This is a genomic window from Marinobacter salicampi (assembly GCF_011074795.1).
In the GTDB taxonomy this organism is placed as follows: Bacteria; Pseudomonadota; Gammaproteobacteria; order Pseudomonadales; family Oleiphilaceae; genus Marinobacter; species Marinobacter salicampi.
Genome location: NZ_JAAMPF010000016.1, coordinates 21,220 through 38,529, shown reverse-complemented (window position 1 = coordinate 38,529; position 17,310 = coordinate 21,220). Strand labels below are relative to the sequence as shown.

16 protein-coding genes are annotated in these 17,310 nt (G+C 51.4%); 2 read left to right on the top strand and 14 right to left on the bottom strand.

All coding sequences use genetic code 11. The features are described 5' to 3' along the window. Positions 1-520 precede the first annotated feature (520 nt). The 11 genes from G7W63_RS08205 to mobH form a co-directional block, all read right to left on the bottom strand. The gene (locus G7W63_RS08205) at positions 521-1,102 is read right to left on the bottom strand and encodes a porin family protein (RefSeq protein ID WP_166255985.1); all 582 of its coding nucleotides are present in this window, start codon (positions 1,100-1,102) and stop codon (positions 521-523) included. 173 nt (positions 1,103-1,275) lie between these two features. Beyond that, positions 1,276-1,647, bottom strand: a complete 372-nt coding sequence (gene traA, locus G7W63_RS08200) for a TraA family conjugative transfer protein (protein ID WP_166255982.1) — start codon at positions 1,645-1,647, stop codon at positions 1,276-1,278. Positions 1,648-1,773: 126 nt separating this feature from the next. Further along, on the bottom strand, positions 1,774-2,415 hold the full coding sequence (traV, locus tag G7W63_RS08195; protein WP_166255979.1) for a type IV conjugative transfer system lipoprotein TraV: 642 nt from the start codon (positions 2,413-2,415) through the stop codon (positions 1,774-1,776). A gap of 17 nt (positions 2,416-2,432) precedes the next feature. After that, the gene (locus tag G7W63_RS08190; RefSeq protein ID WP_166255976.1) at positions 2,433-3,797 is read right to left on the bottom strand and encodes a TraB/VirB10 family protein; all 1,365 of its coding nucleotides are present in this window, start codon (positions 3,795-3,797) and stop codon (positions 2,433-2,435) included. After that, entirely contained in the window at positions 3,797-4,885 is a 1,089-nt protein-coding gene (locus tag G7W63_RS08185; protein WP_166255973.1) for a TraK domain-containing protein, read from the bottom strand. The genes G7W63_RS08190 and G7W63_RS08185 overlap by 1 nt, the downstream gene beginning before the upstream one ends. Continuing rightward, positions 4,885-5,493, bottom strand: coding sequence for a TraE/TraK family type IV conjugative transfer system protein (locus tag G7W63_RS08180; protein ID WP_166255970.1), 609 nt, complete (start codon positions 5,491-5,493; stop codon positions 4,885-4,887). The genes G7W63_RS08185 and G7W63_RS08180 overlap by 1 nt, the downstream gene beginning before the upstream one ends. After that, the gene (gene traL / locus G7W63_RS08175; protein ID WP_166255967.1) at positions 5,490-5,774 is read right to left on the bottom strand and encodes a type IV conjugative transfer system protein TraL; all 285 of its coding nucleotides are present in this window, start codon (positions 5,772-5,774) and stop codon (positions 5,490-5,492) included. The genes G7W63_RS08180 and traL overlap by 4 nt, the downstream gene beginning before the upstream one ends. A gap of 275 nt (positions 5,775-6,049) precedes the next feature. Continuing rightward, a complete protein-coding gene (locus G7W63_RS08170) occupies positions 6,050-6,670 on the bottom strand; it encodes an IncC plasmid conjugative DNA transfer DtrJ family protein (protein ID WP_166255964.1) in 621 nt (206 codons plus the stop codon). After that, positions 6,627-7,163, bottom strand: a complete 537-nt coding sequence (locus G7W63_RS08165) for a hypothetical protein (RefSeq protein ID WP_166255961.1) — start codon at positions 7,161-7,163, stop codon at positions 6,627-6,629. Before G7W63_RS08165 ends, G7W63_RS08170 begins: the two co-directional genes overlap by 44 nt. Further along, entirely contained in the window at positions 7,160-9,004 is a 1,845-nt protein-coding gene (gene traD / locus G7W63_RS08160) for a conjugative transfer system coupling protein TraD (RefSeq protein WP_166255958.1), read from the bottom strand. Before traD ends, G7W63_RS08165 begins: the two co-directional genes overlap by 4 nt. Continuing rightward, positions 9,001-11,988, bottom strand: coding sequence for a MobH family relaxase (mobH, locus tag G7W63_RS08155; RefSeq protein ID WP_166255955.1), 2,988 nt, complete (start codon positions 11,986-11,988; stop codon positions 9,001-9,003). Before mobH ends, traD begins: the two co-directional genes overlap by 4 nt. A gap of 253 nt (positions 11,989-12,241) precedes the next feature. Between mobH and G7W63_RS08150 the strand changes: the two genes are divergently transcribed. Both G7W63_RS08150 and G7W63_RS08145 read left to right on the top strand, forming a co-directional pair. Further along, a complete protein-coding gene (locus tag G7W63_RS08150; RefSeq protein WP_166255952.1) occupies positions 12,242-12,925 on the top strand; it encodes a hypothetical protein in 684 nt (227 codons plus the stop codon). Positions 12,926-13,022: 97 nt separating this feature from the next. Then, positions 13,023-13,433: a hypothetical protein gene (locus G7W63_RS08145; protein WP_166255949.1), complete on the top strand. Its 411-nt coding sequence runs from the start codon at positions 13,023-13,025 to the stop codon at positions 13,431-13,433. Between the two features lie 56 nt (positions 13,434-13,489). Here G7W63_RS08145 and G7W63_RS08140 read toward each other — a convergent pair whose 3' ends face one another. The 3 genes from G7W63_RS08140 to G7W63_RS08130 form a co-directional block, all read right to left on the bottom strand. After that, a complete protein-coding gene (locus G7W63_RS08140) occupies positions 13,490-14,449 on the bottom strand; it encodes a S49 family peptidase (RefSeq protein ID WP_166255946.1) in 960 nt (319 codons plus the stop codon). Positions 14,450-14,640: 191 nt separating this feature from the next. Further along, complete coding sequence (locus G7W63_RS08135; protein WP_166255943.1) at positions 14,641-15,756, bottom strand: ParB/RepB/Spo0J family partition protein; 1,116 nt, start codon at positions 15,754-15,756, stop codon at positions 14,641-14,643. After that, positions 15,753-16,616 carry a ParA family protein gene (locus G7W63_RS08130; protein ID WP_166255940.1) on the bottom strand — a complete coding sequence of 288 codons (864 nt, stop codon included), beginning with the start codon at positions 16,614-16,616 and terminating at the stop codon, positions 15,753-15,755. Before G7W63_RS08130 ends, G7W63_RS08135 begins: the two co-directional genes overlap by 4 nt. Positions 16,617-17,310 lie beyond the last annotated feature (694 nt).

Below are 17,310 nucleotides of genomic sequence, written 5' to 3'. Positions count from 1 at the left end.
TATTCGCTTGACTGGGTAAGGCTAAACCCATCCTGGCAAACGCTTTGTTTCGGCTTGAGAGTTATTTTTTGGCAAGTCTCAGCGTCTACAGGGCTAAACCCAGCAGGACACCGAACGCCCCATTCGGTTTTTATACCCGAAACGGTCTCTCCCTTATCGTTGCGAAGCGTGACGCCCTCTAGCTCGGGCTCCGGATCTACGTTATCTACAGCCCGGAAAATCAGTGGAGAAAGATCCCTTATGACATCTGGAATCTCAGGCTCGGGGGTTAATTCTGGAGCTTCAGTGTCGGCAATGGCAGCGAAAGAAAAAATCGCCAGCAAAAGACCCAAAATCATCGTTAAGAAACGTCGATCCATCACGCACACCTGAGTAAGTTAATTCTTTAGATGTGGCTGATTCTCGTTGTTAGGGGCAGTTGATTGTCTGAAGTGGATGCTCTTTTTTGAACAAAACGACACTTTTGTGCCGGCCACAAAAAACCCCGCACTATGGCAGGGTTTTTGTCATCGCTTGAAATTTAGAACTTGTAGTGAGCACCAACGTTCAATACGTCGTACTCGGTCGAGCTGAATTCTGCGACCACGCCAAACTGGCTGTTCAAGTTATATCTCGCACCGATACCATAGCCCAGGCCGAAGGTACTATCGTCGCCGCCAGCGCTTGCCCCGCCGTTCGAGGCTTTAATTTCCGCACTGGTATAAGCGATACCAATACGCACATAAGGAACGAGGTTTTCGATAGGCAACTGGTCATAGCTACCAACCAGGTAGCCACCCATGCCGAAGACGCTGGCTTCTACCGTAGTGCTACCCCAGTAATGGGAGATCTTGCTTTCGGCATCAGCAACAGTCAGAAGCAGGTCTGCTTCTGCAGAAAGCTGAGGGTGAATATGGGCCAGTTCAATACCGTAGGTACCGGTAAGGGTCATGGCATCGTCTGACAGGCCGAGGTCTGCAAAACCCAGTTTGATCTGGGCATAGGAGCGTTCCTGCCAATTGTCAGTGAGTCCTTCTGTAAAGGACTTTTCCTGAGCGCTAGCTGCGCACGCACCAAAACCTGATACCAAAACGACTGCGGCTAAAGCTGATACTTTTTTCAATGTAAAACTCCGGTTGCGGTGGGGTTTGAAGCCATCGTTTGTGGCTGTCGAAAACAAATCTATATGAGGTTTCAAAAATGCAACTGCGAATAGATGCTAAATTTTTGACCAATCAAAAAAAGGCCCCGCTCGGCGGGGCAAAGCTACGGCTCAAAGCTAGACAACAAAAATGTTTACAGACCGTTGCTGATCATCATTACCGCAGTGTTTGCCTTATCGGCGTGGGCAATAGTGGCGGTAACAATGTTCTCCAGAACGTCTGGGGTGTAGTACAGTCCGAAGCCACCAAATAGACCGATGGCAAATGCCATGAGGCTCTGGCGGGCAACACCAGCAATGATGCCAACGATGACGATAGCTGCAGCGATTATTCGACCGAGAGTGCCCTGCATCCATTCTTTCAGGTCAGTCCAGACCGGATCGAACGATGCACCACCCGTTCCCGCCAATGCGCTATCCGGAACAATGGCAAATGCGACCGCAGCCACCAGCGCGAACGCGAACACTGCTGTCTTGTTGAAGTTGGTTTCGTGATTGTGTGTCATCGTGCTACTCCTGACCTTTACTTGAATGGGTAATTTGGTTGCCACTTAGTTCGTACTGACTATGTTAGGTATGTCACAGTCAAAACTTTTCCGAGTAACTGCTTTTTTTCTTACAAAACTGAGTTTTTAGTGATTGCCGCTAAATCCACCAGGGAGAGCGTTCTCGTAGGAGGGTGCGTTTCTGTTCTGGCCTGGCCGGGCGTCTGGCTGACCCTGTGGATCTGGCTGCATCATTTGAAGAGGCTGAATACTTTCCCCCCGCGCAACACCGCGCATGTCATACATCCACCTGCGCTTTTCGATCTCAGTGAACACGTAAGAGGACACCTTAAGATTTGCGTTCTTGTCTTCCCACGGAGCGATCCACACGCGCATTACTTGAGCCGGCGTCCGCACAGGCACGGGTTTGTTCGGCGTACTGGGAGCCACATAGCGATCTTCAACTTTGCGAACAATTCTCTCTACACGAGTTGAACTGTCGCTGTTTCGGTCGGCTTTCTTCCCAGACAGCCGCTCCTCTTTGCTCCTGAATTGAGAGACGGAGCCAGCATCAGAAACAGCCTCAGTTTGTTCAACATTCGACGAATAGTTTCTGTCGTAAATGCTCCCGCCATTGGCAGTGGCCTCGTAGACGTCACGAGCGCTCATGCACCCTCTTTTTTCCGGAATTCCGGAACAGGAAAATTCTGACTCCCCCATGCCTATAGCTGAGCAGCCAGTAAGCGCTGAAAGTCCGACAACCAATGCAATATTTCTTAACTTCTTCATTTTGCGAATCTCCACGTTTATTGCAGCTTCAGCTCAGCGCCTTTAACCAAGACAATATCCATCTGACGCCCGGCATCCATTTCCAGGACCGGGAACATCGAATCAGCCATCTTCAACCAGAAATCTGCGACCTTTTCGAGCGCATTGCTGGCACCGCCTACGAGCCCGCCCTGTACGGCTTGATCTGAAAACGCGTCAAGGTACTGAACGTTTTGCTGGTTGCCCGTTGTATTGATCGTCGGTACCGGGCTCACGTTGAATGCCTGGCTGACACCACCGAAGAACCCTGCCACCATGCTGCGCCCTACAAGAGCACCCTGTTTCGTCACCAGGCGGGATCGAACCCCTGCTTTCCCATCCTCACCAACGGCGTAACCGCTGAGTCTCGCTTCAATACTTTTGCCATCGTTACGAATGCATGAGATCCCCTCAGTTCTCAGGTAGACCCTTTCGCTGGAGAGGTCACCGAAGCCTGACAGAATGGCCATGCAGCCCTTAACATCAGCTGAGTAGTCGTTGGGGAGAATTGCGTCTTTCTGAAGGCGAACGACGACCGGGAAAGGATCGCGGCGAGCGCCCTGCCCAGTCGGTGCGTCAAGACCTGTCATCAAGGTTCCAGATAGAAGGGAGGCAGATGGAATGTATATTCCTGTACCTTTGCCTTCGGCATCATCGCTTGACTCTGAGGGCTCAGGAGTCTTTGCCTCAGAGACAGTTGTCATTTTCAGGTTTCGGCTTGGAGCTGCGTCAGATACCTGGTCGCCCTGACTGCTCCCCTGCCCCCCGCCCCCGTTGCGGCGACTGTCACCAAATTGAGGAACCGGTGCGGACCTGAACGAGCTATTCGTGTCGCGGTCTGCTGGTTCGGTGCTGTCTGCATAGTTCGTAACCAGGTCATCGGTACCGATCGGATTAACAGTATCCTTAGGCTGGCCGTCGCCCTGGAGGCGCGGCATATCAAGGTTGCCCTCTTTAATGTCACGCTGCAGCGTTTCCAGCTCCTTCGAGGTTTGCTGCTTTTCTTCTCGGATACGTGAAACTTCCTCTTTTAAAGACGCAAGCTGTCTCGCCACATCCTTGCCAACCCCAACGGAATTTCGGGTCTCCTCCAGCTTGCTTCTGGTTTCAGTAAGCTCATCACTACGGTTGCGAAGATTTTCTTCGAGTGCTCGAAGCCGGGAGGCCATAGCATCGATGCCTATGTCCCGAGAGGTCCGTTCATTAAGAACGTTTCGGACAACCTCTTGGTTACCTCTACCGCCGTACTTTTGCTCTGCCTCACCGACAAAGAGACTGACAACAAACACCAGACCAATAATAGAGAGCCCCATGACGGCCCACTGCTTGTGCTTCGGATCTAGGTTTTCCCAATATTGCTTCATTATTGGCCTCCACCAATCAGCGAGCGACGACGACGGGTGTTCGATTCGCGAGGCTGGTCCTTGTCGACCACGAAAACTTCTGTTTCCTGACCCGGTGCCAGGTAGACATCAGGCCAAGCTGAAACCGAGGCGACTTCACGCGAAGCGCAGTTCGTTTCGACAAATTCGATTGCTTGATCGGCCATATTTCTCACAACCCCGATATACACAGTGAAATCGTTGCCTGTGAGCACCTGCCCTTCTTCAAACACGAATCGCAGTCCCCGTTGCTGACATAAAGGAGCCTCATCACTAGGGAGGAAGTCCCGCATGCGATATCCAGTCGGGAGTTCTCCTTTCGCAATCGTGGTCAACATCTGCACAAGAGTTTGCTCGTAGGGATTACTTTGTTCCCACTTCTCGGCGGTTTCGTTCCGGCCAGCGAACATATTGGCGTCGGCCATCTCTCGGCCTGGTATTTTCACGAGGACTTCGCGTGGCGGAATCTTCTGTGGCAATAGAGTCAAAGTAATAGATTGGGCTTCGTACCCTTCCTCACGCACATGCAGGGTGACTGGCGTGCGCTTGTCGCTGGCAAAATAGATGACGTTTTGCTTTACCGAGACAATGGCATCCTCATCAATCTTAAGAACGCTGGGCTTCATGAAAGGTGTGACAATGCGGGTGGGATGGCCCATGGCTACGTTTACAAGCTCTGTCTGACCAAACTGCGTGGTTACCTCAATCGGTTTCGTGTTGTATTTCGCCTCGTCGCCCTGCTCAGAGATCTTTTTAACGTCATGGACTTTCTGTCCAGTCGCCAGCGGTTTTGCGCTGGGCACGTTCTTACTCAGCACACCGACGGGAGCGATCGGCATCTCGGAGCCATTTGGCTGGCCATTGTCATTCGCCGCATGGTCTTCATGGCTCACAGGTAGACCATACTCATCGAGCTGCTGCTCATCGGTGGCCGATCCCGTGCCAGGAGCGCCCATCATGTCAGCAGTCGAAACGATCGGCGAGACAGGCATATCGGGGTACTGTTGAGCAAAAGCAGTTGGCCCGGCGACGGCAAGACCCACTGCGATCATGGTTAACTGGAATTTCATCACTTACTGTCCTCCGAACGATCCAACATGCGCAGCATCTTCTCGGTGCGGGGTTTCCCCGGATAGGTATCAATGTGCGTAATTTCAGGGGTGTATTTGCGGACGTTGATCTTGAACTCGTAGGTACGCTCTGTGCGCTGTTCTTCCTTAGAGCCAGAGCCCGTCGCATAGCGGTAGCCGTAGGCAAAAATCTTATCGGTCGATGGCTCGTAATCAGCACTTCTCAACTCGAACCGTAATGAGATGCGGTTGTCTCGAAGATCCTGTGCTTGAGCCTCGAATGCCTGCATCGTCTCTCCATAAATCGCTGGGGCCAGCAGAGGTTCCAACCGCTCTTTGATAAAACTCAGCTTATTGGGAGTGATGTTACCCATCAGCATGCCAAGGTAAGCGCCCCAGCCTGTTTTGTAGCTTTCCGACGCCCTTCCCTCTTCGATCCATGCTTCATCGGTAAGTGTTACTGGCTGAAGCACAACTCGCTCCGTTTTGTTCACCAGAGAAAACACTGCGATGAGCAAGGCCAAAATAGTCATCGCCAGCATGCCGCGGGTCCACTGCTGGCTCACGACCAGCTGCGCATAGCTCTTTTTAAAATTCTGAAGATTCACGGAAACAGCCTCCGGATAAACACATTAATCATGGTTTTGCTCTTGGTAAGGGGGATACCCATCTTGTAGAGAGTGTGAAGAAGGATGCCGTCAGGAGAATTCTCGCGGATACGGCGGTAGGCATTGGTTGCCACCAGTCCGATGACCAGGCAAATACCGAGCGCGTCAAACAACATTCCGATGATCACCAGGAACATCAGGGGTGCCATCTCGTCGAGTGACCAAAGTAGAAAGTGGGGAAACTCGTCTACCCGCTGGGGTATCTTGGTAGGTTTGCGCATTCACGTACTCCCAAATGTTGATGGGAGCATTGTCGGATTTTTATGAGCAGGTGAAGTTGGAGGTTGATGCGGTTTTTCGACCACTACTTAGGTGTTTGTCGAAAAACCGATTAAAAACATGAACGGGAAGTTGTTGCAGAGCTTTTGAGTAGACTCAGCGCCACCAGCCCAGGCCGGTCGCGCCTAAATAAGACCAGTCGGAGAGCACCAGACTACCTCGCTTATGAAATGCTGCTGGGGAGGCGCTGGTGTTCACCAAAGGTCTTTCGCTCTTATTAAATTCTCTTCTGCAGGTTCCCTGCAGCTATGCCCACGGCAATGACAGAAAACATCAGCGCGATCGGGATGTAAATTGGTGCAATTGGTAGTGGCATCATGAATGAGATCAGGGTGAGAACCGCGACCAATGCAGAGCCTCGGATCGCGTAGCGATGAAGAATTGGCGAGGCATAATCAAAATTGGTTTTTTTGATCTTCCAGGTCATCAACCCATCCCAGAGCGCCGGGAGAAGTAGCAGAGGAACATACGGTAGCCAGGTAAACAGCAGCGAGACACGAACGAAAACCAAGTAAACGGACTGCTGAATAGCTATAAGCCGCGACTCGACAATTTCGAACCACCCGTCGGCCTTGATGACGCTTTTTTCCCGTAGGTGATCCTCAGGAATGAGCATTTGATACATAGCATGCCAGACGCCAGTATCAACCAGAGAGGACGTGTACCAACTGGTCGCATTGCCCAGCACCTGGTCGCGATGCTCGCGCCCGGAGATCATTTCGATCATCTGCACCTCTTTCTGCATAGCCGTCTCCGACCACTTGCCGGGCAGCAATGCCGCGATGAAAAGAACCTCAAGCGCAATCAGAAGCAGCGTCAGCAACAATGGCTTGTTCATTGCCAGTCTCTCTCATATATTCTTGCAGGGTGTCAGAGCAAAGCAGAAAGTACACTTGCCCACGCACTTCAATTTTCTTGGATGTCTTTGCCAAGGGTTTCGGCCTTGCTTTCAACGTTACGCAGTCGTTGGCCTCCACACATTCGAAGCGCTTAATCACTTCATCCACCAGACCAGACAAGTACATGGCATACCGGGTCGCATCCGGTATTTCATAAGGCATCAGACCGCTTTTCTCGCAGATCTTTTCCGCACCTGACCGGTACTCATTGAGAGCCTTGGCGAGCAACTGGACCAGGTTGTTTTTGTGGTCCGCCAGCTGTTCGTCACCTTGTATTCCGATTGCTTCAATAATCCGGGTGATTGGCAGCAAATAGGTAGGCCACTGGGACTCCATGATTTTGATAATCCAGCTCGACCGACGGTTAAGCTTTTTCGTATCCCTGGCAACCTGCTGAGCCAGATGCTCTGCCAGTGCGTGTTCATTTGTCATGCGGCTTCGCTCTCTTTACTTTCAACAAGGATCGGCAAGCGGCCTTTCACAACTCGGCCCCCCGATATTTTCGCGATATATTCAAGATTAGGCAGATATCCGAGCAGCTGAGGCTGGAGCAATGGCGATTCTTCTTCCATGAGTCGTTCGCCGTGGTTGCCTCCATACATAGCCGGGTCGCTGGAGTCTGAACTCATACCCTGCGTTCTCATCACGTACTTGACCCGCGTTAGCGGGAGGTTGTCGGTGAAGTATTTCTGAGTATCGGGATCTATTACACGCAGCGAAATATTGTTGTTTATATTGCCAAGAACCTGTATTGCTTTAGCCGCATTGCCCAGCCTTGCTTCGAAATCAGCAATAGTCTGCGTTGCTACAAAAAGCCTCAGCTTTGCGCCTCGTCCCTTGTTGAGCAGCTGGATGAGCGGGTCGTTGATGACCTCTGCGCACTCGTCCACGAAAATATTGATCGGCTGCAGATCCTTACCATAGTTGTATCGGTCGCCGGCAACAGCGGCCAGGTCACTCAATACCATCGAGCCGATTGCTGAACCCACCATCCCATCGGTGAGACTGTCCAGGCCGATATAAGCTACCTTGTGAAGCTCAGTAATCTTCCGGGTGTCGTAGATGGGCCGTTCATCGTTCTGGTCAGTGCGGTCAGGCGACAGCATGGGGCCCAGGTCACCACTTGTGAGCATGTTCATTATTGGGAGCAAAGACGCGACCATCTTTGAAAAGTGGGCTTTGTCGTGCTCGAACATTGTGAGCAAGCCTTCAAGGTCGCTGTTGGGCTTTTCTGGCTGAACGAACTCCCTGTAAAACCGGACGGCAGCGGCTGCACGCTTTAAAGCAGAGGCTTTTTCATTGCGCGTCTGCACTTCCTGGAAGTCTCGTTGGAAATCGGGCGCCTGCCTCTCGATGTAGTTGCTTACAGCCGCCAGCACCAGATACTCCGTGCCCCCTTCAAGATACCTTCTCAGACGGGTCAGAGACGGCCTCGCATCGACCAATAGCAAACCCTGAATAATGTTGTTCATTGCCATTTGGCCAAAGTCTTTAAAGACCTCCCCGCCTGAAGATGTGGCGATCAGTGCGGCAATACGTGAAGCCAGCTCAGTTGGCCGGGAGAAGTTTGCCAAAGGGTCGAGGCGGACGGATTCCTGAGGAAAGCCGGGGTGAAACGAGATGAACTTGCCCGGATCGCCCATAAACTTACATGCTCTGCGCATATTTTCGCGGGTCTCAGCATCCCCTTTCGGGTCCAGTACAATGACCGACTCTCCGGCCAGAATTCTTTGTGTAATCAACAAATCAAATAGGCGAGTTTTCCCGGACCCCGTAGTTCCGGTAATCAAGGTATGACCTTCAACGTGCTTCATCGGCTGGAAAATTGGCTCCTCGTGCAGCTCAATTCCATGAAGCCACTTAACGCCCATGTCAGGGTCTTTGTCTTTGCCTCTGAGTTCTGACCAGTCGCGCTTGCTCAACTCAAACGCCCGTTGTGCGTGCTTTGGCCCCCAGTCAAACCCGTAGCCGAGCCATAGTTGGTCGGATTTTCCTTCGATCTGTTTCACCACTTCACTTAGTTCTACAATTTTTAGGTTTTTTCCGCGCAAACTCTTATGCGTCTGATGCAAGTGGTAGGCATCACGCGCACGCGCCAGCGCCATCAAAGTGCAGATCCCAATCATGATGTACAGCGGTTCGGACGGCATCCCAGCAGCGAATTTCACGGCCACGGCAGCAAGGATTGCTACACCCCACCCTACGACTGCCCGAAACTCATAGTTCGGACGCCATGCCATTTCATAACCATGTGCGTCATATTCCATGCTCATGATTCAGTTTTCCTCAACGTGAAAAAGCCCTTATTTACAGACCAGCCAAAACCTCGCTTCTTAGCTGCAACCCAAAACTGCTTTCGGGCACTGGACTGCGTGAGAGTCGGATATCGAATCTTGAGAATGTCGACGACGCTATGGGGAACACTCTTGTCCTCGCCATCCGTGGTCATGTCGTCCGTAAGTTCCCCAGTCCCGGCAATCATCTGATCAACCAGCTCGATCATTGCCTCAGCAGCAATGCCGTGCCTGGTGAGGTTCTGAGAGCCATCGTTTCCGGTTTCACTCTTCTCAGGTTCACCTGCCACTTGCTTCGCGGGCTTAGTTTCACTTTTAACGGGCGACTTTTTGCCAGAGTTGGTGCGCTTTTTAGGCTGCCTCTCCCGGTTTGTCGCGTCTTTGCTTTTCTCGCGGTGCAGGGCGGTGTTATTCCGATCCGGAACTGCTTTAACAGCACGCTTCACAACTTTAAGGTCGGGGTGAGGAGGCACATACAGCGGGTCAATCGCGTGCTCCTGAACCTTGAGATAAGCGATGATGATCTCGGAGGTCCGGTCATCGAGGACAATCGCCATGACCTCATGCACTTCCATGACCTTGGACATGGGCTGCTTTGGGTTCTTTTTAAGGAGTTTTGCAGTGTCCAGGCGGTTGAGAGCGTCAGCAGAGCTGCTGGTGATTCCTTCGAAAGCCGACGGATATGCTATGGCCACGCTACCGTCCTCGATGAACCAGCGTTTCCCCAACAACTCACCTTTGTGAATAACGCTGTCTACAAGCGTTTCGATAATTTGTCCGGCTCCACTCGCCGTGTTGTCAGTAATAAACTGTTTGAACCCGGCGACGGGGTCGCGATCTACCGGCTGGTAAAGTACAGAGGAGTCAGAGGGCTTTTTGGCGATGTCCTTATACTTTCCCATCCGTTTGACAGTAACGGTGCGCCCGCCAGCCGTTTTCGCAGCTTCGGCAGACTTTTTCAGCAAGGGATTCGGAGCCGCTGATTTTGTATTGCGAGCCTTGGCTGTCCCCTTGGGCTTGGCCGGCTGTTCCTGGACCTGTGATAGTTCCTTTTCGCCAGCAGTATCGGAGGCGTCGTGCTGAGCGCTGCCTAGAGTTGGTGAAGGAGACGCCTTCTCAGCCTCAATCTCGGGGGGTTGCGTTCCAACTGAGCTAGCCTGGTCATCAACGGCTGGACTGCCCTGAGTGGCGATTGAATTTGGCAGCTCTGGTTCTACAGAACCACCGCCAAATGGCAGCTCCATGTCATCATCAATTGCAGCCAGAACGGACTGTAGATCGTTCTCAGGCCCTTTGGGCTGACTGGCCTGTTGCTCTACACTTGGCTCGGGGCGCCCAGCATCAGTCGTATCTCTAAAAACAGGCTCCTTCTGAACTTCCTTAAAGTCAGGTTTTTTCGGCTTTGGAGTAGGCTTACCCTGTCTCGCTCGATAGATAAGCGACTGTTTGGGATCGTCCTCTGGAGACATTCCTGGATCTGCTAAATGAGGTTGCACCGTCCCGGTATTACTAGAAGCCTGCTGCACGGAGAGCACTTCGGATTCTTCAGATGACTCCTGGCCTTGAACATCACCTCCGGCCCCGCCCGGATCTTCTACTGGAGAACTTACCGGAGCTGAATGTTCCGTGGGCTGGTCCAAAGTGCCGCGAGCAACAACCTCCCCAGTCTCAGTATTAATGGCATCTCCACCGACATTAGAAACCCCTCGCCCTGAGCCAAACTCGGGCTGGAAGCCACCACCAAGATCTTCGGTAGACCATATTTTGAGATCTGCAGTCGCCGGCACTTCATTTCTGAAAATTCGTTCGGCACTGTCGATCTTGATTGTGGTTAGCTTGATTGGTTGGCCGCCACCCGCTTGTTCAAGCGCTTTCGGTGTAATAACCCAGTACAGGTAATACTCTCCCAGCTCTTCATCGCTCTGGGGTTCCCCTCCAGGAACATACCGGGGCCTTACAAGTCCCCGCTGTATTAGTTCGTCAACCAGACCATCCGCATCATTTCGAATCGTGACACCAACTTCTTTTTTGATATCGCTGATGATTTCGGTGAGACCATGCTTGAACACAAGAAATGTTCCGTCATCACCGTGCCAGATCTTTGCGCCTGGCTGATTGACGGTCCACTTCCCGGACTGGACCAGACGGCGAATGGAATTAAAAATATGGCGGTGTACCGGCAGACCGTAGTCAAAGTCAGCACCGACCTTTCTCTCCACATCTTCCATGGCGTCTCTGCGAACAGACTCATGATCGGCCCAGTTAATTATCTTTGCGATGTGGTTGGAATCGTCGAGTGAATAGAAGGCATCGTTGATCGCAAACATGATGTTTGGATCGTGGGCCATCATGTGGGTTACGAACGAGGCCGGAACAATCTTGTCGAACGCTCGCTGGGTGAAGGCCTCATGCCGCTTATACCGACCTCCGCGCCACGAAATATAATAGCCATTGCGTTTCTTCTGGCGCAGATACTCGTAAAGCGACTGTTCAAGTGGATGCCACAACTCTCCTTTTTCATCAGTAACGGTCACATCAGCAATCGGCTTCCCGGCATCGTGAAGAAGGCCAGCAACGCAGGTCGCAACACGCCAAAGCGGCTCAATCTTCCGACGTTCTCTGGGGTCCGCATTGCGACAGAAAATGATGTCTTCAGCGGCGCGGGCTGACCAAAAGGCCACTTCAAGAGAGTGCTTCAGCGCACCGCCCGCCCCCCGGTGATGATGGTTCTCAGAGCTGGGAAGCAGATGAACGAAACTGGCGAAGTTCCGAATAACAGGCATCATCAAACTATCGAAATCCGCGTCTCGCAGACCCAGGGCTTCACTGATATTAAGAATGCGCTCGCGGTTTCTATAAAGAATTCCATCCAGCGGCTCAGCGGGGATTGCCCTCGCTATCGGCGGGTAGATCTCGATGTCTTTCCACTTTTGCGGGATCTGCTCATCAGATCGCTTCAGCATTTCTAGAGAGCATGACTCAACAGGGGGTAGGTCAAGCGTACCGTCCGCTCTGGTCGCGTGTGAGCCGCCTTTAATTTTGCTAAGAATTTTCGAAAGCATTGGCGATAGAGTCACTGTTGATTGAGTTGACTCCATTTTTCCAGAGCTTATCCAGCATTCGTTGAAAGTAGGCGCTGTTTTTTCACCTCTATTCGTAACTTTTAAGAGTTCGACGTTTTTACACTGGTGTTATTGTCCAAGCAGCGAGGAAACCATGTTGAGAACATCATTAAGTATCGTCGTCGGAGCGCTCGTACTGACGGGCTGTGCCAGTAAAGAACCTCCCACCGTTATTGTCGAACGCACCCTTATCTTCGAAGAGGATAACCGGCGCTATATCCACAGCATCGCAACCACGGAATACGGGAACCAAGGGCTAGGCGGAGCCGCTGTTTTGAAACCAGCCACCATTCATGTCATGGCCGACGAGCGTCGGACAGCCACCCAGTTTGAGAGTCTGGAAAACACAGCGGAATCCTCGAAAGGCTCTCGCGCACGGAAGGCCAAGCAGGCGAAGCTGAATACCGTCATGGACCAGCTAAACAGCCTTGAAGGGTCTGATGATGAACAGGTAGCAAAGAAGCTCAGCAAGGCTATGGAAACACTTTCCAGTATTCAGGCGACCGATAAAAAGGCGCACTTGAGCCATTATGATCTGAGCCTCTGGGACAAGTTCTGTTCCGAGGGGAAGGAAATGTCCGAGAACGACTGGGGCCAGATGTTATCTTCTTCTGTCGACCAGATCCCTGAGGCCGTAAGAACAGATTGTAAGGTTCCGGACCTTTCGCCGACAGATGATATCCGTGCCGCGCACTGCTCCGGAGAGACACTTTCAAATCGTGCTAAGTTTGTCATCCAGGAGCATGAAGAAGAGATCAAATGTTCTGATAATGGCTAAGAGATAAGCCCGGCTGAACACAAGGCTCGCTTCAAGCGAGTCTTTTTTATGCCGTATGACTTAACGTATTCAATTTGGCAATAAGGAAGAAATGAAGATGGCCGAGTTCTCAACCTTTGATGATCAAGCTGAACTGGCAGAAAAAATATTCTTGGAGTCGCAGGCACAAGACTGGGAGTGTGACCCAGCCAAGCAGGATCAACACTTTAGGACCTTCACGATGCCTGTATTGGCTGACGGAGGTAAAGCCCCCAATCAGTTAGACTTAACATTGAGCCGAAAGGATTTCGCAGGGATTGAATGGACCATTGCCCTCAATTTAGAGCCTGCCTCTGAGGGATTCTCTTTCTCGAAAGGCAAGTTACAGAGAACATTTTGTGTTGATACGCCAAACGCTGACCCGGTGAATGCAAAGTGGACGGAAATGACCGATCCCGTAGTGGCGAAAACTCAGCAAATTGTGACCGGTGCCCGCGTGAAATCAAAGAATGGGCGGTTGCAATCATAACGTGAAGGAAAGAGATATAGCCGACCAGGGATGGCCGGCTTCAGATCGCTGGTACGTTAGAATTCCAGGTGAGGAGTTTGCGCGTCAGAAACGATTGAGGTAGCCAGATGAACAGCCTTACCAGTCACCCAGTCAATTAGGCGTACCTGCCGCTGAGTGTAGTTAATTGCTTCTAGGTCGGCCCCCTGGTCTCGCATAATCGTGTTAATACTTCCGAAGCTGTCAGCCAGGCCTTTTTCAATGGCTTGGTTACCCATCCAGATCAGCCCGGTGAATAGTTCCTCTTCCACTTTAAGCCGCTCTCCCCTGCCCTCCTTGACTGCATCAATGAACACTTGGTGAGTTTCGGCAAGAATGTTCTGCTCCAGGTGAGCTTTAACTACTGGGTCCATATCAAGGAACGGGTCCGCCAGTATCTTGTTTTTGCCAGCTGACAATATTCTGCGCTGAACGCCGACTTTATCCATCAGGCCCGTAAAATCGAATCCGTCCATACGAACGCCAATAGATCCGATCATCGATGTCCGGTTCACAACAATTTGGTCTGCAGCGCTGGCGATGTAGTAACACCCGCTAGCGCACACGTCCCCTACAACCGCGTATACGGGCTTTTCAGGATACTCACTGCGCAACCGCAGCAGTTCTCGATAAACCAGGTCAGACTGTGCTGCAGAGCCTCCTGGGCTATCCATATCTAGGATAATGGCGACTGCTTGCTCAGACTCGAATGCTTTTTTCAGAGCGTCGATTGTCGGATATGCCGCGACACCACCTTTGCGCTTAATTTGACCGATGATATCGATCTGAGCGACGTGGGGTACCTCAGTGGTTGCTGCCTCCTCGCGGTTCGAGGTTAGAAACAGGCCAAACGCCACAGAAGAACCGATCAGATAGGTCCACATTAAAAGTCTGAGAATGAATGTTTTTCGCTTATCTGAACGGATTTCGCGCATAAACTCTTTGAGCAGTGGCTCAAGGTGTTCGTTCGCTGTTGTTTGGCTGGTGTGATCAGTCACGCGTATAACCTCTGTATGATTCGTTTTGAGGAAACTGTACGCGTTCTATGCAATGCAGCATGTCAGAGTGCGTGTGTTTTTTCGCATCCAACAAGATTAAATCGATGATTTGAAGGTTAGAAAATAGGGTTAGTTAAGAAGCAGGATGCCAGTGGCACCCTGCCCCCCGTAGATCAGCGGAAAACTGATTGCTACTGCTTATAGCCAATCAACTTAATAGCATCCGCGCTTACCACGATCATGTCGTCTTCTCCCGCGTCATTGGAGACGCGAACCACAAAGCTGTTTTCTTCAGTAGCCACCAAGTGAAGCTGAATCACACCGGTACGCTTCAGCCCGTCATGCTTTACCTCGCACAGGATCAGAGCATCTTCCGGCTTACGCTCGTAGAAGCCATCAGCATTCAGCAACGCAGCTTCATGCTTCTTGTGTGGATCTTGTGGTGCAGGTGCCTTTGCTGAGGTTTTCGTGGGCTCTGGATCAGGTTCGGGCGGCAACTCTAACCCGTTTTCGTTCAGTCCAGCTTCATTCAGCTCTTGCTCATGATCCTGGTCCGCGAGCGCCCCAGGATCATCAAGTTTCGGCGAACTGGACTTTGGATTTGCGTCCTGGCGATCTATGTCGCTCTTTTCTTGTTGCAGGCCGCGCAGTATCGCTTTGGCGTGACTGCGGGTAATCCCATCCTCAAGGGCGGCTGCACACATCTGTTCACAACGCTTCGGGTCGAGCTCGTAAATCTTCCTCAAAACTGTCGATAATTCCAGATCGCTCGTAACATCCTGCTCGTACAAATCCGTTATACATTCAGGGGCATTCAGTAATGAGAGATACTTAGAAAGCCTTGGTGCGTCGATACCAACCTGCTTGGCAATATCTTTCTGCGTCATTCCTTTGTCGCTGAGAGCGCCAAACCCGTGCGCCAGCTCCAGTGGTGAAAGATCATCGCGCTGGAAGTTTTCAACAATCTGGCCAATCAGCTCGTTTAAATCTCCATCCGCGTTACGATCGTCGATAACGATGTCTACGGTCGAGTCATTGAGCTTGCAGGCCCGCCAACGTCGTTCCCCTTTCCGTATTTTATAGCCGTTGTCGTCTTTCGGAAGCACGCGGATAGGGTGGTCCTGACCATGTTGTTTAATACTGTCTGCCAGGCTCTCGATGTCCCGAAACCGTTTCCGCACCTGAGTGTCGGAATAAACCTCGCTCCAATGGACGGACAGGATCTGCTTAGTCGGATCTACTCGGGGTTTACCGAGCTTGTTTTTGTAACCACTGAGCTTGGATAAGCTTTGTGCATCATCCATCATGATTTTGCCTTCCTAACTGATTTTTTCTTTGGGGGCACTGGCTTGTTCATCTTAAGGCCGGTACGCCTGATAATTTCCTCACAAACTGCTTTAATCTCCGCCGCTGCTGCTCGGGCTGACCCCTTCCCCATGGACCAAATAGGGATTGCGAGGCTGTTTGCCTCATCCAGCGGTGTCCTGAAGCTGAGCGTTTGCTCGAAGAGCAGGTCTCCCAGCGCTTCCTTGAGGAGGTTTTTCTCATGGACATGGCGATGGCTCCGGCTCGCGAACTTATTGATGATGACACCCGTGAGTCTCACATCCGGATTGACCTGCTCAGCAGTTTCAATCGATTTCATAATGCCCGTGAGCGCATCTTTGGCGAAACCTGACACTTCCACCGGAACGATGATATCGGTAGCACACGCGAGGGCAGCAATGAGCTTGCGTGACCGTGACGGAGGACAATCAATCAAAATCGCTGCGTATTTACCTGACTCTGCCAGCCTGGTTAGGTGCTCCATTGGATTTACGAACACATCCATGCTCAGGAGCTCGATGTCATCAAGGACTGTATCGTTCTGGGTCGCGTAGATCAGATCGGCCCCACAAGGGGTAAGAACCGGCTTGATCGTATCCAGCGTCTCATTGAATAGCTGATACGAGCGCGTACCTCCAGCATCCTCTATGTCAGTTCTTTGGAGCATGCGGGTGCTTGTATTGCCCTGCGGATCAAAGTCGACAACAAGCAACTTCTTATCGTCTGCAAACCCGATTTTCTGAGAGAGGTAGTAGGCGGTCTGGAGTGTGATAGTGCTCTTCCCCACCCCGCCTTTCAGATTTGCAAAGGCGATGGTCGGAACCTTGGGGCTTGTCGTCATGTATCCAATCTCCAGATCGTTAATTGTTCGCGTCTGTTCACAGACACCACTCACGGCATCCTTTGATGGCAGTTTACAGGAAGGAGCTTGTCTGTCCAGTCACGGCGGTTGAATAACCTGAAAAAGTTGCGCATGCGCAACTTTTCGGCCCTGATTAACGGTGTGTAGCCTCTATTGGCTCGTAAAATATTGCAAACTGTGGCCTGATTAACTGTTTCTAGTTGGGTGATAGGCTAACTTAGTCTTTTCCTCGCGTAGTATTTGGGCTAGCATCTTTAAAAAGTGAACGTATGTTCAGGAATCTTTCTGGCTGAGTTTACTTAATTCTCGGCGCGACCAATTAGATAACAACGACCATGCGAGACTTGAACAAGGCATTGTTATGAGAGACAAACTTCTTTCTGACCTGGTAGCTCTAACCGACCAGATGGCATTAGAGCTATCAAGTGATAACCGTAATCGTCTTACCAAAGCAGAGCGGGATAAGCTTCTAAAGACTTGGAACATCATGCGTCAGTCTATTGGAGCATCTACCAGCTCTGGTGACCGTCCCATGGGCGAAGCCTTTAATTCTCGCCCTCCCCAGACTAAATCAGCCGATGTGGTTTATTTACGAAGTGCTCTTCATTAAAGCCTCTCAGCGGCTGTGATGGTCGCTGTTTTTCGTTTCCCATTGTCCCTCGTTCGCCTTAAA